This is a genomic window from Corynebacterium sp. LK2510 (assembly GCF_040946405.1).
GTDB lineage: Bacteria > Actinomycetota > Actinomycetes > Mycobacteriales > Mycobacteriaceae > Corynebacterium.
This window is the reverse complement of record NZ_JAYWLR010000018.1, coordinates 18027-37071: the sequence shown is the minus strand read 5'-3', so window position 1 is coordinate 37071 and position 19045 is coordinate 18027. Positions and strand designations below refer to the sequence as shown.

Below are 19045 nucleotides of genomic sequence, written 5' to 3'. Positions count from 1 at the left end.
ACCCCATCGACACGGCGGCGCACAACACCTACGGGTACCGGCGAATGTGGTGGGAGCTGCGTCATCGGGGCATTACCATCAGCGAGAACATCGTCCGCCGGCTCACGGGCGAAGAATCGATCACGCCTCGCTACCCGCAGCGCCGGTGGACATACTCCAGCTACCAGGGCGACATCTCACCAGCACCGGACAACCTTCTACGCCGCAGATTCCATGCCACCAGACCAAACACACTGTGGTTGACGGATATCAGTGTCTTTCCGTCGAACCAGGCCCGGGTCTACCTTTCGGTGATGATCGATTGTGTTGACGGCACAGTCGTCGCGGCGAAAACACGTTGTCACCCCACCATGGAATAAGCCGCAGACACTCTCATCGCAGCGATTGAAGCCGAACGCCCGGAAGCTGATGGATCCTTGGTCATCCATTCTGATCGCGGGGCGCATTACCGCGGGCGCAGCTGGCATAGTCTGACGTCGAAGTACGGTGTGGTGCGGTCGATGTCGAAGAAAGGCTGCAGTCCGGATAACGCGGCGTGTGAGGGGTTTTTCGGGCGTATGAAAAACGAGATGTTCTACGGCAGAACATTCAACACCACCCGGGAGCTTGAAGCTGCCATTGCTGAGTACATCGAGTTCTACAACACGCGGCGCATCAAAGTCAGTCTCAACGGGATGAGTATCGCAGACGCCAGAATGCTCGCGGTAGCCTAAAACTAGAAAGTGTCCAACAAAAGATCCGCATCCCCTTCTGCGCCTTAACCCCCTTCGTGCACACACAAGGGCGCTCACCTTGTATCAAGATGAGCGCCCTAATGGTTACTTAGACGTTCATTTTGATACAAGCCGGATTTTGGGTGCAAAGATGCACTTTTGGGTGCAGACCGTGGGGTTTGGGTGCAAAGGCCAAATGGTGGGTGCAAGTTGATGATTTACTAGCCGCGTACCGTTTTCTTTCACACAAGCACCCACACAACTCCATTATTCATACCAACAATCTATAGCACTCATATCAGCAGGTGAGGCACCACTGCGATTACGCGTTCAATATATGTAACCTGTTTCACCGAGTCTGTGCCCCGCATTTTTAGGCTAGTTAAGTTCTACCCTGTTGAAGATTTGGGTGGAGGCGGCAAGTAACGCAATGATTAGCACAGTGCTGCTCGTCAAGGGACAGACCCAAGGTATTTGAAGCGTGTTTTGGGCGAGGTTGTTGATGAGGCTGGTGAGACCCAGTGGGGTTTCGTTGCCCTGCTGGGTGAATATTGCCGAGACCATTATCAGCAGGTAGGCTGCGAACCCGGCTCCCAGTGGAGCGCCAACGCCTTGTTTGAGGGTTGCCGCGACAATTTGGATGCCGTGAATCAAGATGATTTGCACTGCCCAAACCAAACTCGCCAGCATGATCGGGGCAAAGCTTGCGTCTGAGAATAGCGGCACGGTTCCTACCCAAGTCAAAGCAGCGCTGAAAACGGCAAGGAACAAGGTGAATAACCAGCTGGTAAAGGCTGAGCTGATGAGGTAATGCGAGCGGCGCACGCTGCCAGGGAAGATGAAGGGAATATCGCCGTTGCCGGTAAGCGCACTGCAGCTAAAGGCGTTCATTGCGACCAGGACGATGGTAAGGATTTGGGTGAGGTGCTTTATCCATCCGGCGTAGGCTTGCTGCCAGGAAGGTTCGGGTATTGAATCTAGTAGCGCTGTTACTTCTGGCCCGGCCAGGAATTTGATGATGTGCGGCGTGTATTGGGTAAACAATCCCTGGGTGAGAGCAAGGACGGCGAACACCCCGGCGATAATCCACGTACCATAAGAACGCAGCAGCCATATAGCCTGATAGCGCCAAATCAAGTAGAAACTCGATGTATTCACGATTATTTGCCGCCTTCCTTGGTTAGTTTGGTGAACAGTTCATCCAGGCCGGTAAAGGTTGGGCGAATCTGTGCCTGAGTGTCGAGGGTGTAAATAGCGTCCGTCACTGCCGTAGCAAGGTCTGAGCGCACGGTGACATTAAGCGTGACGTGCTTAGTTTGTTGAGCGAGAAGCTCCTCTAACGGTCCTTGCGCGAGCAGGTTGCCGTGATGCAAGATGCCCACGTGGGTGGAGACATTGGCAACGTCGGTGAGAATGTGAGAAGAAAATATTATCGTCACGTCCCCGGCCAGCTCACGCAGTAACGCCAGGACGTCTGCTCTGCCTATCGGGTCGAGCGCGCTAGTTGGCTCGTCTATTAACAGTAGTTTCGGTGCGCTGATTAGTGCAGCTGCTATCCCTAACCGTTGTTTCATACCTCTGGAAAAAGAACCAACTCGCCCTGGCGCCCGATCAAGGTTAACCAGATTCAGCAACTCACCACTTCGTTCCGCCGCCAGGTCTGGAGTGATTCCGCTGAGCCTGGCCAGGGTGATGAGTGCATCCTTAGCGCCAAGCCACGGGCTGATTTGGGGAACGTCGGGCAGGTAGGAAACACCGGGGACGGGTTTGACTGGAAGTTTGCCGCGTTCTGCGCCCAGCACGGTGGCACTACCGCTACTGGCAGCAGCCAGGCCTGCAAGAATCCGCAACGTGGTGGTCTTACCAGCCCCGTTTGCCCCCACAAACCCATAGCAAGACCCTTTCGGAACCTGCAGATTGATGCTGTTTAACACTCGATGTTTACCAAAAGATTTCGACAAATCCCTGGTGGCAACCGCTAAATCCATACTCAACTACTCCTTTTGCTCTTTATAGAGATTGGACACCACGGAAGTCACATCAACTTCACGATGCTCAAGACTGGATTCTTGTTCGTACTCGCGCTGCAACTTAAGCTGCTTACGCTCGCGAGCATTCATCACCAAAAAGGTGATTGGACCAATCGCTTGGCCAAAAACAATCACGCAAAGCCAGGCCAGGCGATTTAGTCCAGCTATTTGGCTTCGTTTATCGCGCGATAAACGAAGCAAAGCCCATACCATCGCCACCAAATGCACACCAATAAGTACGCAAACTCCGATGAATGCTGGCGTGGGTAACTCCAGCAATTTATCTACCCCATTAATCCCCATTTACCTGTTCTCCTTTGACTCATGCAGCTTGGCTTCTAACTGCCCTAACGCGGTTTTCACATAAGCAAGTCCGGTGCCACCAGAAACCAAGGGCCACAGGATTACGCAGGCTCCCGTGAGCCAGCGGCTAATTGGGGACTTATCAGTGGCGCGGCACATCGCTATCAGCCAGGCTAAAGACATAGCTTCTACACCCAGCAAATCAGCTTGACTGGCTAAACGAGCCGCTTCACCAGATTCTGGCTCATCACGCGGCAAAACCCGTGGTGCCAGCGTTGCGACACCCGTCAATACCACCGGGGGCAGGGCAAGCAGCTTGCCTGAAGCAAACTTTTGAGATGCCTCCGTTGTTGACCACCGCACAGGAACCTGGCTTTTGCGACTCAAAGCCAACGCACATGCCACGACACTAACCCCACCAGCAATAGTGACCAGCCGTACGCCTCGCTTCAACGATGCCGGGACGTACTGCGCCAAATCTGGGAGAGAATCATCGGGGCGAATCAACCCCAACTTCACACCGACAGCACCCAGATTAATATCCCAACCCAGCCCATATTTTCTAGGAATCAGCAAGCGCGGATTCTCCGGCTCAAAGCCATCCAACGCGGCATCGGTCCGCCCCAACCAAAGCCCCGAGACAGGCATCCCTAAAACCCGTAACCGGCCTTCATCATCAGCCCCAAACCACTTCATCACCGCGTCTCCTTCTTCGTTGCCTGTTCAACTGCCGCATTAAGTGCCTCCCACTCCGAGAGCAGCTGCACCAAGCGAACCTGCCCAGATTCAGCCAACTCATAAACCTTCCTCGGCGGCCCCACCGGAGATTCCTCCCAAACCGTAGCCACCAACCCAGATTTACGCAGGCGAGCAAGCAACGGATACAACGTCCCCGCAGAAACCTCCAACCCCGCCTCATCACGAAAACGCTCCACAAGCTGACCCCCATACGACCGATGAGACGCAAGCAGGCCAAGAACAATCAACTCAATGGCACCTTTACGTAACTGCGACTCACCCATCCACACTCCTTTGCCTAACCAGGTTACTTGCATAACATACTACCATGAAATGAGCCAAAAGAAGCGTCTTCAAACGAACACCAAACTCCCTCTCCTACATAGCCACGCTGATCAAAAATTGCGCTAGAGAACATTTTTCGACGACGACTCCCAGATCTTTCCGACTAGCTAGGTGCAAAGGCTGAAAAGAAGGGTGCAGTTGAACAATTGGCCAGGTAGCGCGCTGATTTTACTAGGTACTCAAGTGGTGCTCGTTTCCTTAGAACACATAGAAGCCGCTATTGACGTCGTTATACATCAAATACATCAGTCGGGTGAGTCCCAGATGCTCTTGCCGGTGGTCAGGCTTTGAAGTGGATTTCGATAGCTCCGTTAGCGGTGATGGTGGCGTAGTCGACGAGGGTGTTCCATGCTTGGTCGCTGTATGCGAGGGGTGGCTGGGTGGCGAGGTAGTCGCGGACTTTGATGGCTTGGGCTCGGCGGTGTCGCAGGTCGTCGATCTGGCAGATAATTTGTTGATGCTCGGCTTCGAGTTGGTGGTGTCGGTTTTCTAGCTCGTGGTAGCGGTGATCGTAGTCGTCAGGGTCATGAGCTGTGGCGGCTGCGGTGGTGATGAGTTGGTTCATCAGCGTGATGGTTTCTTCGATCCGCTCCCCTAGCTTGGTCTGGCGGGTTTCGAGTTCGCGGGTGTTGTAGATGGTTTCGTTGAGGATTCGCATGGTGTCATCGAGCACGTCGTTTCTGGTAACGCGCTCGGTCAGGGCTTCGATGAACGCGTCTTTGATTTGGTCTTCGGTGACGTGTGGTGTGGCGCAACGGTAGGTCTTGTTGTATTTGTTGTTGCAGCGCCAGATGACGCGGCGGTATTTGCTGGTCGAGTGCCAGACTTTCCGTCCAAAACTACCACCGCAGTCGGAGCATTTGATCTTGTTGGCAAAGGGATGGGTGTTGGAGGTGCCACGGCCTTGGCGGCGTGCGAGTTCTGCTTGCACGGCATCCCAGATCTCGGGTTCGATGATGGGTTCGTGGTTGCCGGTGACGTAGTACTGAGGTACTTCACCTTCGTTGACTTTCATGGTTTTGGTCAAGAAGTCGGTAGTGAAGCTCTTCTGTAGGAGCGCGTCGCCTTTGTATTTCTCGTTGGCCAGGATCGAACGCACAGTGGACGGCGGCCACACTGTCTTGCCGCGCGGGGTGGCAATGCCATCGGCTGTGAGTTCTTTGGCGATGGTTTGCGGGGTTGCACCTTGAAGGAAGCGGGCGTAGATGCGCCGCACGATCGGTGCTTGGGTTTCGTCGATGACAAGGTTTCCGTCTACGCCTTTCTTGTAGCCGAGCAGGGCTGAGTAGGGCACCATGATTTTTCCGTCGGCGAAGCGTTTCCGGTGTCCCCAGGTGACGTTCTCAGAGATGGAGCGGGATTCTTCTTGCGCGAGGCTGCTCATGATGGTGATGAGTAGTTCGCCTTTAGAGTCCAAGGTCCAGATGTTTTCTTTTTCGAAGTAGACCTCCACTCCTTTGTCTTTGAGTTGGCGGACGTGGGTGAGGGTGTCGACGGTGTTGCGGGCGAACCGGGACACGCTTTTCGTGAGGATGAGGTCGATTTTTCCAGCGAGCGCGTCGGCGATCATGCTTTTAAAGCCTTCGCGGTGTTTGGTGGTGGTGCCGGTGATGCCTTCGTCAGCGTACATGCCTGCGAATTCCCACTCGCTGCGCGATTGAATGTGGCGGGTGTAGTAGTCGATTTGCGCCTCGTAGGAGGAGGCTTGTTCCTCGGCTTCGGTGGAGACCCTGGCGTAGGCCGCAACTCTACGCCGACGTTGAACACCTGCTGGAGCGTTGTGTCCGGGTGTTTTCGTGGCGGGGATCGCGGTGACTCGCTTGCGCCTGATCTGCGTCGTGGTCATAGTGTGCTCCCCTCGTCCAGGCTCACCGTCACTGGTGTTTCGTGGTTGGTGGTGTGGATGGTGAGTGTGCGGTCGGGGTTAACGACGATCTTTGTCAGGTGCGTGAGCGCGTGCTCGTCGTCCCAGTCGTTCAGGCCGAGCACGCGGGTGCAGATTCGGGTGAGGTGGGTTTCTCGGATTTGGGGTGCCCGGCAGGGGTTGCCTTTGCCTTTGGTGGCGGTTTCGCACCACCAAAACTTGTATGTTGACGCGCGGCGTTTCTTGGTGCGGCGGTGATAGAACCGGCCACAAGCAGAGCATTCGATCCGGGATGTGAGCCCGGTAGTTCCACCTGAGGGTGTGGCTCCGCGCCCCAATCGTCTGCGCCGGGCAAGCTCGGCTTGAACCGCGTCGAATGTGGCCTGGTCGATGATCGCCGGGTGGGATTCCTCGACGAGGTAGCGTGGCAGCTCGCCGGTGTTGGTATGACAGTTCGATTCTGCCACTTTTGGCCGATAGTACTTTTGCAGAATGACCCGTCCGGTATAGATTTCGTTTTCGAGCCATTTACGGATCGTCTTCCCACGAAACTTGGCTCCCCGCCTAGGCGTGATCCCTTCAGCATTCAGCTGGGCGGCGGTGGCTTCGGGTGAGATGCCTGCAAGGAACTCCGTGAATATCCGTCTGATGATCTTGGCTTCGGCCTCGATGATTTCTAGGTCGCTGTCGACGTATTGGTAGCCGTAGGGTTGGCGGGAATGCATGGCTCCGTCGGCGTATTTCTTCCTGATCCCCCATTTGACGTTCTTTGACATGGATCGGGATTCTTCCTGCGCAAACGATGCCAACAGGGTGAGCAGGAGTTCACCGTCAGCGGTGGCGGTGTCGATCTGTTCACGCTCGAACCGTACCGCCACCCCGAGGGCTTTCAGTTCACGCACAGTGTCGAGCAGGTCGACGGTGTTGCGGGCGAGCCGGGAGATCGACTTCGTCAAAATCACGTCGATGCCACCTGCCCTGGCGGTGTCCATGAGGTTATTGAATCCGTCGCGGTGTTTGGTGGAGGTGCCGGTGATGCCTTCGTCGATGAACACACCCACATAGTCCCAACCAGGGGTGGATTGGATGAGGCGGGAGTAGTACGAGACTTGGGCGGCGATCGACGATAGTTGCCGTTCGTGTTCGGTGGACACCCGCGCATAGGCAGCGACCCTCAGCCGCTGTGGCCGGGCTGGTTTTGCTGGGATCACCCTCATCTCACCCACGTGCATCACTCTCCTTTCGCCGCCCGCTTTCCTTTGTTGGCTAGGGGTTTTCGGGTTGTATCCATGTACGCTCTAAACCCGCGTTTTATCCAGTCGAACCCGCACAATCAGCGCCCCCACCACAGCTCCCGACTCGTCTGCGATTCGGGCAAGAACAGCGTTCGCTTCCTGTTCGGTGAGCGCACCGGCCTCAGCAAGCTGATCGATGAAGGCGACCTGGCGGGTGAGGTCAACTTCGGCATCGAAGATCTCGCTGGTCATGGTCTGCCACCTCGGGTGTTGAAGCGGTGGCGGATATAGCAGGCATGACTGCAGTAGTGTCGGTTCGCGTTTCCGTAGGCTATGAATGGTTTTCCACAGTGGGTGCAGGTGAACTGGTAGAACGCTTTGCGTTGGATCTGGTCGGGATGGTTTTTCCACCACGCCCGCCGACACGCCTCACAGCAAAACCGTCGCTGCCTACCTGAAAGCTCACTTCCGCACTGCGCACAGCCAATCAAGGCGACCACCTCCACATCTGTTTTGCTGTGGTGTTGTGGGGTGATGCCTTGCCTGCGACACCAGCTTTTGACCGTGTTCACGTTCAACCCCAGTGCTTTAGCTATCTGGGCAAACGACATTCCAGCTTCACGTAGCCGGACAACCTGCACGCGTACCTGCTCGTTTAAAACCGTCACTATTTCTAACCTCCTGAAAGAAGGCCAGAAACCGCTCAAAAGTTAACCCCCAACACGCAAAAACGGCCCCGCCACCACCTCCAGTAGAGGCAGCAGCGGGACCATGTAGCCAGCGGATCGCTGGTTGGGGTTAGTAGCCGAGTTTCTGATTCACTCGTGCCTGTACAGCGGCGTAGGTGGAGCCGAGGCGGCGTTTACGTTCCTCACCATTGCCATACTCCCCGCGAATAACCGCGTCAGCCAGCGCATCAATATTCACTGCAGGTGCTGGCGCGGGTTTTGATGCGCCGAGTTTCTGGTTCACTCGTGCCTGTACAGCGGCGTAGGTGGAGCCGAGGCGGCGTTTACGTTCCTCACCATTGCCATACTCCCCGCGAATAACTGCGTCAGCCAACGCATCAATATTCACTGCAGGTGCTGGTGCGGGTTTTGATGCGACCGGCGGCTTGGGTGCTGTGCCGGTCATGTGGTCGTACCAGTATTGGGCACGCGCCATATAAGCCCCGTGTTGAGAACCAGCGAGGGAGGCTGGGCACTCGGTTGGAGAGAAGTCTTTGTGGCCGAACACGTTCTTTCCCCATTGGGGGCGTCCGAGGCCGTAGTATTTGCAGACGGCTGCGGTCAGGTGTGCGCCTTCCTCCAAGCAGGCATCACTGATACGCCATGGATTGCTGGAAATGTCGGCGTGTTCGATGCCGATGGACGTGGTGTTGGCATCCCAGTTGCCTGCATGCCACGCCGTGTTGGAATCCCACACCAACTGGCCGATACGGCCGTTGGAGTCGACTTGGTAGTGGGCGGAGGCAGGCCGGGTTTGCCATACCTGATAAATCCCGGGGATCGTGAGGTTGCCTGCGTTGTGGTGAATAATCACCTTATCGATTTTCCGCCCAGTCCGGCCTTTCGTGTAGTGCTTGGTAAGAATCCGGTTTTCATCGGCTTCGAGAGTAGTCCAGTTTTTCATTGTTCGTTCTCCTTCGTAGTCGTAGTGGTTGTGAGTGGTGGTCGTTTGTCGTCGTGGTTGGCGATCACGTCCAGGGCATGGCGGATCTGTGCGGGAATGGGTAGGCCCAGCCGGGCGGCGTTCTCCAACAGGGAGATGCCTTCGTTGGACAGGTAGAAGAACACGGTGGCGGTGCGTAGCACCCCGGGCTGTCCGGTGATGTGAACATCAAGCAGGTGGGCTAGGCCGATGAGAGCAAAGATCAGGATTTTGCGGCTAATGCCTTTGAACCCGACCGCTGACGAGACCCGGCGTTCAGCGATAGCGGCGAGCACGCCGGTGATGTAGTCGATAATGACGAAGGCGAGCAGGGCGTAGAGCAGGCCATCGAAACCTCCGAGGAATGCTCCGAGCCAGGCTCCGATCCCGGTGACAGTGGTTTGGATAGTGATCCACATAGTTTTCAACGACATAAAATCGTGTCTCCTTCCAAAGTAAGAACGTGTGGGCATGGTGAAGGCCCGCACCAGATGAGTGGTACGGGCCTTCGGGAAAGACTCGGTAGGGTTAGAGGTTGGGGTTGGTGAGCACGTCCAGGATCGGGACTGCTAGATCCAAGGTTTGTACTGCTGGTTGTGCCAGTTTGGGTTCGGGGATGGTGGGTGCGGCCGGTGTTGGGGTGGTATCGGAGATAATCGGGATGATCGGGTGCTCCACCACCGTCCCGACTAGCTCGGCTGGCTCGCCGGACTCGACTGGTTCGGCTGGTGTGATGTTGGGGTGCGTATCAGGGGTGGTCATGGCTGTTCTTTCTGGTTGGCGGTGGTGATAGCGTCGTAGAGCACGTCATAGGCTTCAGCGGTTTGCCCGGACAGTTCACCGTCGTAGCCGTCCAGGAGCGTTTGCAGGTCGGCCAGGTGCCCGTCATAGGTCGGGCCGGACACCTCGGCAAGGGATTCAAGCAGCCTGGTGCGGGCTGTCATGAACTCTGCCGCCTGGCTAGGGTTAGCGAGCTGGAACGTCCCATCAGAATCCACGACCGGGTTGCCGTTGTCGTCGCGGGCGGCGTATTCGGATACGAGTTCGTATTCGTCCTCCCCAAACCTAGCCAGAGCACCTTTGATGAGGGTGAGTAGTTTCGAGCGTGCCCGTGACTGGGCAGCGCGTAGGGGCATGCCGGTGAGCAGGTCAGCGACCGGCTGCAAGTACTGGTTAGCGAGCATAATACGCATAAAGCTCTCCTTAACTAAGGTTGGTGGACATGGTTCCCAGTCCAGTATTGGAGTAGTACTGCCATCTGATATTCGACCCAGACCCAGAAATGGAGGTGATCCAGCCCCGGTTGAACAGCTGGATGAGGGTGTTGACCCGGCTCATCAAGTCTTGAACCCGGTCGAACAGGCGGGTCATGTTGTAATACGTCCCGTTGGTGACGACCATCAGGTCGTAGGTATGGAACACAACCTTCGCTAAACCATTAGCTGATACCCATCCGGCGTAGGTGCCTTTCCCGGTCAGTGTCGCGTCTTGCAAGGTCACGTAGCGCGAGCCGGTGGTGTAGAACTTGTAGCCGTTGGTGCGCAGGTCATCACCGAGGTGGATACCGGCCTGGCCGTAAAACTTCCCTTTCGGATCAAGCGTGAGCATCGTAGTGAACGTGTCAGCGGTCGATGTTTGCTTATACGACCAACTGATGTAATCACCGGTGTATTCAAGCTGGTTAGCGATACCCCGCACCGCCGCATCGTTCTCCTTATGGGAGTGACCCATCGAGCCAAGAAACCGGGTACCGTACCAAAACCGCATACCCCAACTGGTGATCGTGCCTTCCAACCTCGCCCCGTTATACCACGCGATCTGATACGGACTTATCCTGATCGACTGATTCCACCCAGCCAGCCCCACCTGGATCGCGTTCGCAGCCAGCTTGTCGGCTGTGATCGAGCGTGCCCCAATCCGGGCAGCACTCAATGTACCCGTGGTGATTTTGGCAGCGTCCAGGTTCGCGATCTTCGCGTTCGTGACAGCAGCGTTACCGATCATCGCAGTTGTGATAAACCCGTTAGCGATCGTGAGCTTATCGGAGGTGATCGACCCGGCCGCGATCCGGGCAGCAGCCAGGGTGCCGGTCGTAATCTTCGCAGCCGACAGGTTCGCGATTTTCGCGTCCGTAATCGCGGCGTTCGCGATCATCGCAGTTGTGATGAACCCGTTAGCAATCGTTAACTTGTCGGAGGTGACCGCCCTGGCCTGCACATGCTTAGTAGTAATCGTGTTCGCTGCGATCTTGTTGGTGGTGATCGCCCCGTCCTCAATCAATACTGCCGGGGTGAGGCGACGCACCTGAATGTTCCATATCTCCACCTGCACACCAGGTGTGCTGCAAGCATCGGTGACCAGCCCGAACCGAAGCGTATCCACCCCCTCACCCACAGTGATGGTGTGACTGGTAACGGCAGTATCGCCGGGTTTAGCTTGGGCGACAAAACCACTGTTCGGCCACGAAGCCGTACCCGTCATGTGGCGGCGATGCACGATACCAATACTCTGGGTCGGGTCGGTGCGGGAGAACTCGAAAGTCACCCGATACTGTTCACCAGGTTTCACCGCAATATCGGTATGCGGATAATACTGCCCGTAATACTCACCGGTTGCGACCCGGCTTAGTCTGCCGCCTGGCTTGTTGTCCCAACCCGTGTAGGCACACGTCAATTGTTGGTCTGGCCACAAGTTCGTACCATCACCCACCACGATCCGGTTAGCGGCAAGAGTGCCGAAATATGCGGCATCACCAATAATCTTTGCGACTACGGCTTGGTTCATCCGCGCCGAGCCCGACACCAGTAGTGTGTTGACATCAACCGAAGCGATCACCTCATGCCGTAGTTTCGTGGCTAACCAGCGGCCCCCGTCCCACGTCCACTGTCCGACAATCACCCCGCCCGCGTGCCGCCACCACACATCACCCGCACGCACACCACTACCCGTGGGGCTGCCGGTTGACAAGGTGATGGTGTTCTTCCCATTCGCCGAATTCGTAATCTCCCTCGTAATCTCTGCGCGGACCCGCGCCAACGCCTGATCGGTGACCTGTTTCACCTCGGCCTCTGAGGGCTTCGACTCCGCCAAACTATAGGCCGCGTCGGCGCGTTGCTGGGCGTTGGTTGCTGCCGTTGCAGCGGTAGTAGCCCGCGCTGCCGCATCCAGTGCTGCCTTATCCGTGAGCGCGATCCAGGTGGTGCCGTTCCACCGTTTCGGCGTGTTCGCACCAGCGGTAGTGTCAATCCATAACGTCGAAGCCTTCCGCAGCTCCACAGCAGGTTCGCTGGTTTGGATGAGTACATCCGCTTTCCCGTCGGCGATTCCTGCCGCCCGCACCGCGTCCCTAGTAGCCTGACTAGCTAGCGCTGTAGCCTCCACGGCGGTGTTGTGGGCGGTTTGCGCTTCCACTGCTGCCGTGCTGGCTTTCTGATCCACCCCATCCAGCCGGGCACCCAAACCGTTAAGCTCAGAGACAGTGTTTTGTGCGATCTGGGTGGTGGACTCTAGGCGGGTGCCAAGGGCGCTGACCGCCTGGGCGGTATGCGTAAGCTCCACCTCCGCTGTGCTCATACGCGCACTGACCGCATCAGCCGCCGCTTTCGCAGCATTCGCCTTACCCTGTGCTTCCTCCACCGCTAGCTTTGCGGCGGCCAGCTCAGCCGTGACCTGGGCATGGTTCAAATCCGTAGCGAGCGCGACCCAGCCAGGCTGACCGGTGTCAGTGATTTGGTAGACCCAGATCTCGGTGGTTTCGCCATTGGTTTTAAACCACGTATCACCAAGCCGCGCACTATTCGGTTGGGTCGGTCCGTAGTGGTTGGTGGTCTTCCCATCCGCCGACGCTAAAGCGATGCCCGCCAGATCACGGGCTGTCTCAGCTGCCATCACCGCTGAATCAATAGTCTTAGTGATGGAGGTGAACCTCGCGGCGACCGACCCTAACTCCACAGTAAGGTATGACTGCTGGAGTGGGTCGTATTCGTAGGCCACTACCCGGGCTTTGAGTGCCACACCAAGATCGGTGTGGCGGACGGTTACCGTGTCTCCCAGCAGGACGGTCTCTAGCTGGGCGAAATCCGCATACTCCCGTGTACTAGCTAGTTCGATGAAGGAGACCTTGTAGGATGCGGCAGGCTCATCCACATGGTTCTTGGCAAACTCGACTTGCGCAGCCTTACGCAACAAGGCATGTGCCTGCGTCAGGGGTACTTCGTCCTCACGCGGCCGCTCCGCGTCCTTAATTGCTTTGATGTGTGGGTAGCGCATCACCCGAATATGCGGCGTTATAAACGAGTTCAGTTTGGGTGAGTCGACGTAGAGTTCTGGAAGGGTGATGCCGTCGTAGCCGACCGGCACAATCCGCGTCACCACACTGGTGAGGTCAATCACGGACTCATAGCCAGTGAGGTTCTTGCGATCCCGGATCACCACACCACGGTCAGCGCCACGGCGGGTGGCGTGGTGGATGTGCCAGTTATCCCGCGTGATCTCACCACCCCACCGGGAAGCAAACGAATTATCCTCACCAGTGTCCATCAGCGCTGCCGCGAGTGGCATGCGCACGATCCGCGCACTCGCCCGAGTCGCGGTATCGGAACTGGTTGCCGTGAACGAATGCGGCGTGGCAGCGGCACCAAGCATCTGCTCGAGGGCTGCCTTCGCGGTTTTGTTGACGATGTAGGTGTCGGCGATGAAGTTCGCGGCGAGGTCGTAGAACACGTGGAACGCCGTGATTTCTAATAGTCCGTCGAGGGTGGTGGTGACTTCGTGGATACGAAACCCCTGCCGCTCACTCATGCCCGGCACCGGGGCGGCAATAATCGCCTCAAGCGTCAGGTGCTCAGCTAACGGGCCGTCGGCTGGATACACCAGGCTCAGTGAGTACTGTCCGCCGAGTTCTTCGACCATCTGCGCCTCTACCACGTGCGGGTCGAGGACACCCAAACCAGTCGCAGCAAAGTCGGTGGCCGTGCGATCGTGAACAGTCAACATTACGGGCGGTTCCTTTCACATAATAGAAATGCCCGCAACCAGAACAGTGGTTGCAGGCTGAACTTCAGTGAGGGTTGGTGGTTAGGGGTTTCGCCAATTCCCCGTCACCTCGATACGGCTTATCCCGGCACCGAGGGTGAACCTGTTCACCCCAGGGGCAAGGTGTGGGAAGTCGCTACTCAGTGCATCGGTTTGCACCCGGCCGGCTACGTGCGCCACCAACCGCGCGCAATCCAACGTGACCTGCCCAGCAGGAGCCGACACCCGGTATGGAGTGTCGTTGATCGTGAGCGTCAGCGTGCCGGTGCCATGCACGGTGATGACCGGCGCAGAGTCGAGTAGGCCGGGGTTGGTGATCGTGCCCGAGGCACTCAGCGTGTGCTTGACCAGCCCGCTGTTGAGGTAGGCGAACGGTGCGCAAGTCAGTTCAGCCTCAAACATGCCCCAGGAAGCAAGTTCGCGGCGCAACGGCGAGATGGTGGCGTGTTTAATGTGGCGGAAGATGCCCGGCTCACCCGACAAACCAATCGTTGACGCAGTAGTCAGGGCTAGAACTGCCCGTTGATAGGCATCCACGCCGCCGGTGAGGTTCACAGCCAGTGGCAGGGTGATTATGGTGTCGTGCCAGCCGCCCAGCCGGGTCAGTGTCCCTTCCCGGCCTTGTACGTCGATATCTTCCACCACCCGCTCGGCGACCGGGATTTCTACTGGGCCGGTGAACCGTAGCTCGAGCGAATCCGAGCTGACACGGTGATCAAGAACGAAGCTCCGCATTAGACTCCTCCTCCCACCAACACACCCTGATGACTACTCAGGCGCGCGAGTTGCCGGTTCAGCCCCGGCGCGAGTTTGCCCACCAGGGTGCCGTCGTTGAGTACGACCTTGATATCCAGGGTCTCCAGCAAACGCCGGGCAGTGTGGTCGATAATCCCCGCCACATCCACACCACCACCGTTAGTGGCCGTATTGGATGCAGCCTGGTTCACCAGTAGTGGCGTGGGGTCAAGATCGATTTCAGGGACACGTACCGGCTCAATATCCGTGGCGATGGGCACGTTGATCCCGTCAGTGAGGGTGGTCATCGCATCCAGGGTGTCGCTAGCTACACCCTGGGCAGCCGTGATGGCACGCTTGCCTGTGGTGGTGATACCGCCTGCGAGGCCGCGTGTGAGCATGTCACCGATCCAGGCCATTTCTTTCGATGGTGAGTTGATGCCGAAAAATCCGGTAATCCCATCCCAAATATCACTGCACCAGCCGGAGACTTGGTCCCATAGCCAGCCAGCCAAGGACTGGATGCCGTTCCACAAGCCTCGTACCAGGTCAGCCCCGGCAGAAGCCATCTGCCCAACGCCTTGACCGACCGCGTTCACAATCCCTGTGATGATTTGCGGAACCGCAGCCACAATCGTCGAAATAATCTGGGGTAGGTTCTGGATCAACGCCGTGAACAACTGGACGCCTGCCTGCACCAACTGCGGCAACGCCGCCCCAATCGCCGACACAATCGCCGAAATAATCTGCGGCAAGGCGGCAACAATCGTCGAAATAATCGTCGGCATCGCACTGATCAGTGCCGTCAACAACTGCACGCCTGCCTGCACCAACTGCGGCAAGGCCGCTAAGAGTGTGGTGATGATCCCGGTAATGATCTGCGGTAACACGGTCACAATCGCGGTAATAATTTCCGGCAACGCTTCCACTAGTGAGGTCAACAAGGTGATGCCAGTTTCAATCAGTTGCGGGATCGCCCCAATCAGGAACTCCACAATCCCGGTAATAATCGCAGGCAGCGCCTCAATCAGCACCGGCAAGGCTTCCAGTAGCCCCTGCGCCAAACCCATGATGAGCTGCAACGCCGCCTCTAACAGCATCGGCAGATTATCAACCAACCCTTGAACGAGCGCGGTCAGCATCTCCACAGCCGCCGGAATCAACTCCGGCAAAGCCTCACCGATACCTGTGGCCAGGGTGGTGATGACCTGCAATGCCGCATCCAGCAACAACGGCAGCGCTTCAATGATCGCCTCCAACAAGGCAGTCACCAACTGCACGGCAGTCTCCGCCAAAGACGGCAAAACTTCGATGATGCCCTCAATCAGAGCAGTCACAATGCTCATGCCGGTCTCGATCACGGCAGGGAGTTGTTCGGCGATAAACGCCAAGGCTTCTTGCAAAATGGTGCCGAACGTCTCGATCAGAGCAGGCGCGCCGCCTTCCTCGAACGCGGCCGTGAGTTCATCGACCCAACCGTTGACCATCGGCAACACCGTACCCGCCAACGCCTGTGACAAGCCACCAGCGAGCACGCCTTTCAGGTTCGCAACCCCGTCCTCTAAAGTCGCGAGCTGGCCGGAAAAAGTTTGGGATTGGGCATCCATCGCCCCATAAAACCTGCCACCCTCAGCAGTAGCAGAAGCGAACGCGTCAGCAACCATCTCCGCAGAAATCGCACCCTTGGCCATCTCTTCTTTCAACTCGCCGATTGACTTACCTGTTTTACGGGAGATTTCTTCGAGCGGGTTGAATCCGGCGTTGATCATCTGGTTCAAGTCTTGCCCGGTGAGCTTGCCCGTCGACGACATTTGCGCGAACGCCAACGTGAGTGATTCAAGCTTTTGAGCGTCACCTTGAGAGATGTCACCAAGCTGGCCAAGGCGTAGTTGTGCTTCCTCGGCGGACATACCGAAGGCCATCAACGTTTGGGTGTTCTTGGCCAAGTCCTCCATACCGAACGGGGTGCGAGCAGCCTCAGCCTTCAAATCATTGACCAGGCGCTGGGCGGCTGCTTGATCGCCCAACATCGTAGTAAACGAGGTGGTGTATTGCTCCATCCGGGCGTTGTACTCCACCCCGTCACGCATCGCGCCAGCAAACCCTTTAGCCACCCCAGCCACCGCGTTCACGATGCCCTTCACCCCGGCGATAATCGCCTCAGAAGCCAGATTGGCTTTCAGCACATCCCCGAAAACACGAGTCTTACCCGTCGTGTCGTCGAGTTCACCGCCAAGATCATCGACTGCGTCTTCGAGCTTGCCAGTCTGGCTGGCAGCGTCTTTCGCGTCATCACCCGCATCATCAGTGTGAGAGCCAAACTTCTTCAACGCATCATTATTGTCCTCAAGCTCACGCTCCAACCCATTCAACGTGGCCTGAGCATTATTAAGCTGGATTTGCCAATTCTTCGTCCGAGAATCATTCTCCCCAAACGACGAAGCCGCATTATCCAACGCCGCCCGCAGCGTCTCCACTTTCGAGCGCTGTGCCTCGATCTCTTTCGCGAGCACCTGGTTCTTCGCCGTCAACGACCCAACCGAAGTCTCGTTCTTCGCAAACGCCGACGCGGCCAGCTTCATCTCCGAGCCAAGCACCCGCATTTCGCGGTTGATCTCGGTAATCGCGCGCTTAAACTCCCGCTCACCCTCCAACCCAATCTTCAAACCAAACGAGCTATCGGACATGGATCAGGTCACCTCCTCATGGGAAAATTGATTGAGCGAACCAGCCCCGGATGAGGAGTGGCCGATGAATGAGATGGATTTCGACGTGAAAGAATTCGCGCGGCTGCTGGCGAGGTTGCCGGATTATTTGCCGATATCTGATGCGATGGAAGAAGCAGATCCGCAGAAGAATGGCCGGTGGTGGACATCGCAGCGCGAGCACATGTCCAGCTGGTTTGCTTCGCAGGCCACCCGGGGTTCTGGCTCATTCACGCGCCGGGAGCCAAATCGATCAGCGAAAATGACCTACAACCGTCTCCAGCATCCTGAAGGCCTCGTCTGGATCGCAGAAGCCCTGGGCGCAGACCCGGATCTCGTGCGCAAGGTTGCCCGCGACGGTCTCGACGTTCCACGCCGCAGTCGCAGCGGTTTCGTCCGCAAACACATTCCCTGGAGCCTCATCGCCCAGCTTGCTAAATCCCAGCTGGGATGACGTCGTCGATAAACCAGTGACGGACGGGTTCAGCCCTGCCGGTCTCAATCAGCCAGCAATCCACCAAATCCAAAAGCCGCCCGAACACCATCAACTCCACCTCGGTCTGGGTGAGGTGCAGGTGTGCCAGGCCGATGTAGGTCAGCCTGGTGAAGGTGGCTTCGGTGCTGGTGGTTATGCGTCCTTTGCCGGGTCTTTTGGGACCGGCACGGTCTCGATCGCACGCCTCGTGCCGTGCTGCAAGGCTGCAGCGATCGCGTCTCGATATTCGGCCAGATCCGCCGGGACGGTGAGCAGTTCGACCGCCTCCACTGTCAGCTCGCCCTTAGGGTCGTCTGGGTGTTGCAGGTTGTGGATCGCCACCGACTGATTCGCCAATAGCGTGATGAGCCAGATGACTTCGCCGAGGGTGTGGGCGAAATCCTCACTGGTTTCTAGGGCTTCGCCAAGGTTTTCCAGTCCGCCATATCTGGCGGCAATTTCACGGGTAGCCCGAGTAGTCAAGATCAGCTCATAGGCCTGGCCTGCGATGAGAACTGTCGCTGGTGAATCGGTCTTCTTCATTTTGTTGGTGTTAGTGGTCATGCTGCACCTCCTGACCTTGCGGTCGTGGCAGGTTCGTAAACCTGCTTATACCAGTTAGTGATGGTCTCTTCCTTGATACCGGGTGTGCCTTCGGTGATTTCAGCCTTCCACGGATGCCGACCCTTAGCGTCGGGTTTGTTACGACGCAGGATCGTGCCCTCAATCGTCGGTGTCGAAAACGTAATACTGTCGGCCTTCGTCGCCAGCGTCGTGGTGGGGAGGGCGAACTTGACCCGGTACAGCCAGAAATACTGGTATTTCCCGTTCGAGCGGGCTGCACGGAAACCAATCGCTACTGGTGTGGTGTTATCCTCCGAGGTAGAGATCAACACCCCGTTCGCATCCACGCTCGCGCCAGTCAAAGCGGCGGCCGCGTCCGCACCGAGGTCATCGACCCCGAGGGTGAGGGTGCCGGATTTGAACTCCTTCACGATCTCTGATGCGCCATCGTCGGCATACAGGATTGCTTCAGCTAGTTCGACGGAAAGTTCAGCTGAGATGGCTTTCGCTAACTGTTTCGGCGTGCCATAAGTCTCCTCACCAGAGTCGTCTTCGGTGATAGTCGCATAATAGAGCTTGTCGAGGCCGATAGTTGCCATGGTGGTTTTCCTTTCAGTAATGAGAAAATTTAGAAAAGGTCAGTTCTTGTCGAGA

Annotated in this window: 21 protein-coding genes; 3 read left to right on the top strand and 18 right to left on the bottom strand. The window is 57.1% G+C overall.

The features are described from left to right. Together VVR41_RS09205 and VVR41_RS09200 are read left to right on the top strand one after the other, a co-directional pair. The coding region (locus VVR41_RS09205; RefSeq protein ID WP_368524510.1) for an IS3 family transposase at positions 1 to 359 on the top strand (359 nt) is incomplete at its 5' end. Positions 360 to 488: 129 nt separating this feature from the next. Then, positions 489 to 713, top strand: coding sequence for an IS3 family transposase (locus VVR41_RS09200; protein WP_368524516.1), 225 nt, complete (start codon positions 489 to 491; stop codon positions 711 to 713). Positions 714 to 1091: 378 nt separating this feature from the next. Here the strand turns inward: VVR41_RS09200 and VVR41_RS09195 are convergent, their stop codons facing one another. The 16 genes from VVR41_RS09195 to VVR41_RS09120 form a co-directional block, all read right to left on the bottom strand. Further along, positions 1092 to 1871, bottom strand: a complete 780-nt coding sequence (locus VVR41_RS09195; protein WP_368524509.1) for an ABC transporter permease — start codon at positions 1869 to 1871, stop codon at positions 1092 to 1094. Positions 1872 to 1873: 2 nt separating this feature from the next. Beyond that, on the bottom strand, positions 1874 to 2701 hold the full coding sequence (locus VVR41_RS09190) for an ABC transporter ATP-binding protein (RefSeq protein WP_368524508.1): 828 nt from the start codon (positions 2699 to 2701) through the stop codon (positions 1874 to 1876). A gap of 6 nt (positions 2702 to 2707) precedes the next feature. Further along, entirely contained in the window at positions 2708 to 3046 is a 339-nt protein-coding gene (locus tag VVR41_RS09185) for a PLDc N-terminal domain-containing protein (protein ID WP_087453590.1), read from the bottom strand. Continuing rightward, complete coding sequence (locus VVR41_RS09180; protein ID WP_368524515.1) at positions 3047 to 3742, bottom strand: DUF5808 domain-containing protein; 696 nt, start codon at positions 3740 to 3742, stop codon at positions 3047 to 3049. Continuing rightward, positions 3742 to 4068, bottom strand: a complete 327-nt coding sequence (locus VVR41_RS09175; protein WP_368524507.1) for a PadR family transcriptional regulator — start codon at positions 4066 to 4068, stop codon at positions 3742 to 3744. The genes VVR41_RS09180 and VVR41_RS09175 overlap by 1 nt, the downstream gene beginning before the upstream one ends. Before the next feature lie 341 nt (positions 4069 to 4409). Next, on the bottom strand, positions 4410 to 5975 hold the full coding sequence (locus VVR41_RS09170; protein WP_368524506.1) for a recombinase family protein: 1566 nt from the start codon (positions 5973 to 5975) through the stop codon (positions 4410 to 4412). Further along, complete coding sequence (locus VVR41_RS09165; protein WP_368524514.1) at positions 5972 to 7210, bottom strand: recombinase family protein; 1239 nt, start codon at positions 7208 to 7210, stop codon at positions 5972 to 5974. The genes VVR41_RS09170 and VVR41_RS09165 overlap by 4 nt, the downstream gene beginning before the upstream one ends. An 81-nt stretch (positions 7211 to 7291) precedes the next feature. After that, positions 7292 to 7480 carry an AsnC family transcriptional regulator gene (locus VVR41_RS09160; RefSeq protein ID WP_368524505.1) on the bottom strand — a complete coding sequence of 63 codons (189 nt, stop codon included), beginning with the start codon at positions 7478 to 7480 and terminating at the stop codon, positions 7292 to 7294. Continuing rightward, positions 7477 to 7896 (bottom strand): RNA polymerase sigma factor, encoded by a 420-nt coding sequence (locus VVR41_RS09155; protein WP_368524504.1) that lies wholly within the window; start codon positions 7894 to 7896, stop codon positions 7477 to 7479. Before VVR41_RS09155 ends, VVR41_RS09160 begins: the two co-directional genes overlap by 4 nt. Before the next feature lie 130 nt (positions 7897 to 8026). Then, positions 8027 to 8860: an N-acetylmuramoyl-L-alanine amidase gene (locus VVR41_RS09150; protein ID WP_368524503.1), complete on the bottom strand. Its 834-nt coding sequence runs from the start codon at positions 8858 to 8860 to the stop codon at positions 8027 to 8029. After that, a complete protein-coding gene (locus VVR41_RS09145; protein WP_368524502.1) occupies positions 8857 to 9312 on the bottom strand; it encodes a holin family protein in 456 nt (151 codons plus the stop codon). The genes VVR41_RS09150 and VVR41_RS09145 overlap by 4 nt, the downstream gene beginning before the upstream one ends. 94 nt (positions 9313 to 9406) lie before the next feature. After that, a complete protein-coding gene (locus tag VVR41_RS09140) occupies positions 9407 to 9640 on the bottom strand; it encodes a hypothetical protein (RefSeq protein WP_368524501.1) in 234 nt (77 codons plus the stop codon). Next, complete coding sequence (locus VVR41_RS09135) at positions 9637 to 10071, bottom strand: DUF1617 family protein (protein ID WP_368524500.1); 435 nt, start codon at positions 10069 to 10071, stop codon at positions 9637 to 9639. Before VVR41_RS09135 ends, VVR41_RS09140 begins: the two co-directional genes overlap by 4 nt. 10 nt (positions 10072 to 10081) lie before the next feature. Next, positions 10082 to 13873 (bottom strand): phage tail spike protein, encoded by a 3792-nt coding sequence (locus VVR41_RS09130; RefSeq protein ID WP_368524499.1) that lies wholly within the window; start codon positions 13871 to 13873, stop codon positions 10082 to 10084. 81 nt (positions 13874 to 13954) lie between these two features. After that, on the bottom strand, positions 13955 to 14647 hold the full coding sequence (locus tag VVR41_RS09125; RefSeq protein ID WP_368524498.1) for a hypothetical protein: 693 nt from the start codon (positions 14645 to 14647) through the stop codon (positions 13955 to 13957). Further along, the gene (locus VVR41_RS09120) at positions 14647 to 17334 is read right to left on the bottom strand and encodes a tape measure protein (RefSeq protein WP_368524497.1); all 2688 of its coding nucleotides are present in this window, start codon (positions 17332 to 17334) and stop codon (positions 14647 to 14649) included. The genes VVR41_RS09125 and VVR41_RS09120 overlap by 1 nt, the downstream gene beginning before the upstream one ends. A gap of 64 nt (positions 17335 to 17398) precedes the next feature. On the opposite strand from VVR41_RS09120, the gene VVR41_RS09115 reads away from it, so the two are divergent. Beyond that, positions 17399 to 17806 (top strand): hypothetical protein, encoded by a 408-nt coding sequence (locus VVR41_RS09115; RefSeq protein WP_368524496.1) that lies wholly within the window; start codon positions 17399 to 17401, stop codon positions 17804 to 17806. 174 nt (positions 17807 to 17980) lie between these two features. Here VVR41_RS09115 and VVR41_RS09110 read toward each other — a convergent pair whose 3' ends face one another. Both VVR41_RS09110 and VVR41_RS09105 read right to left on the bottom strand, forming a co-directional pair. Beyond that, on the bottom strand, positions 17981 to 18391 hold the full coding sequence (locus VVR41_RS09110; RefSeq protein ID WP_409338305.1) for a hypothetical protein: 411 nt from the start codon (positions 18389 to 18391) through the stop codon (positions 17981 to 17983). Further along, a complete protein-coding gene (locus VVR41_RS09105) occupies positions 18388 to 18990 on the bottom strand; it encodes a major tail protein (RefSeq protein WP_368524495.1) in 603 nt (200 codons plus the stop codon). Before VVR41_RS09105 ends, VVR41_RS09110 begins: the two co-directional genes overlap by 4 nt. Positions 18991 to 19045: the final 55 nt, after the last annotated feature.

Excerpts from the sequence above, each read along its gene's own strand:
- VVR41_RS09175 (WP_368524507.1), bottom strand. The coding sequence starts at position 4,068 with ATGGGTGAGTCGCAGTTACGTAAAGGTGCCATTGAGTTGATTGTTCTT.
- VVR41_RS09135 (WP_368524500.1), bottom strand. The coding sequence starts at position 10,071 with ATGCGTATTATGCTCGCTAACCAGTACTTGCAGCCGGTCGCTGACCTG.
- VVR41_RS09185 (WP_087453590.1), bottom strand. The coding sequence starts at position 3,046 with ATGGGGATTAATGGGGTAGATAAATTGCTGGAGTTACCCACGCCAGCA.
- VVR41_RS09190 (WP_368524508.1), bottom strand. The coding sequence starts at position 2,701 with ATGGATTTAGCGGTTGCCACCAGGGATTTGTCGAAATCTTTTGGTAAA.
- VVR41_RS09110 (WP_409338305.1), bottom strand. The coding sequence starts at position 18,391 with ATGACCACTAACACCAACAAAATGAAGAAGACCGATTCACCAGCGACA.
- VVR41_RS09120 (WP_368524497.1), bottom strand. The coding sequence starts at position 17,334 with ATGTCCGATAGCTCGTTTGGTTTGAAGATTGGGTTGGAGGGTGAGCGG.
- VVR41_RS09115 (WP_368524496.1), top strand. The coding sequence starts at position 17,399 with ATGAATGAGATGGATTTCGACGTGAAAGAATTCGCGCGGCTGCTGGCG.
- VVR41_RS09125 (WP_368524498.1), bottom strand. The coding sequence starts at position 14,647 with ATGCGGAGCTTCGTTCTTGATCACCGTGTCAGCTCGGATTCGCTCGAG.
- VVR41_RS09130 (WP_368524499.1), bottom strand. The coding sequence starts at position 13,873 with ATGTTGACTGTTCACGATCGCACGGCCACCGACTTTGCTGCGACTGGT.
- VVR41_RS09160 (WP_368524505.1), bottom strand. The coding sequence starts at position 7,480 with ATGACCAGCGAGATCTTCGATGCCGAAGTTGACCTCACCCGCCAGGTC.
- VVR41_RS09170 (WP_368524506.1), bottom strand. The coding sequence starts at position 5,975 with ATGACCACGACGCAGATCAGGCGCAAGCGAGTCACCGCGATCCCCGCC.
- VVR41_RS09145 (WP_368524502.1), bottom strand. The coding sequence starts at position 9,312 with ATGTCGTTGAAAACTATGTGGATCACTATCCAAACCACTGTCACCGGG.
- VVR41_RS09105 (WP_368524495.1), bottom strand. The coding sequence starts at position 18,990 with ATGGCAACTATCGGCCTCGACAAGCTCTATTATGCGACTATCACCGAA.
- VVR41_RS09180 (WP_368524515.1), bottom strand. The coding sequence starts at position 3,742 with ATGAAGTGGTTTGGGGCTGATGATGAAGGCCGGTTACGGGTTTTAGGG.
- VVR41_RS09150 (WP_368524503.1), bottom strand. The coding sequence starts at position 8,860 with ATGAAAAACTGGACTACTCTCGAAGCCGATGAAAACCGGATTCTTACC.
- VVR41_RS09165 (WP_368524514.1), bottom strand. The coding sequence starts at position 7,210 with ATGAGGGTGATCCCAGCAAAACCAGCCCGGCCACAGCGGCTGAGGGTC.
- VVR41_RS09140 (WP_368524501.1), bottom strand. The coding sequence starts at position 9,640 with ATGACCACCCCTGATACGCACCCCAACATCACACCAGCCGAACCAGTC.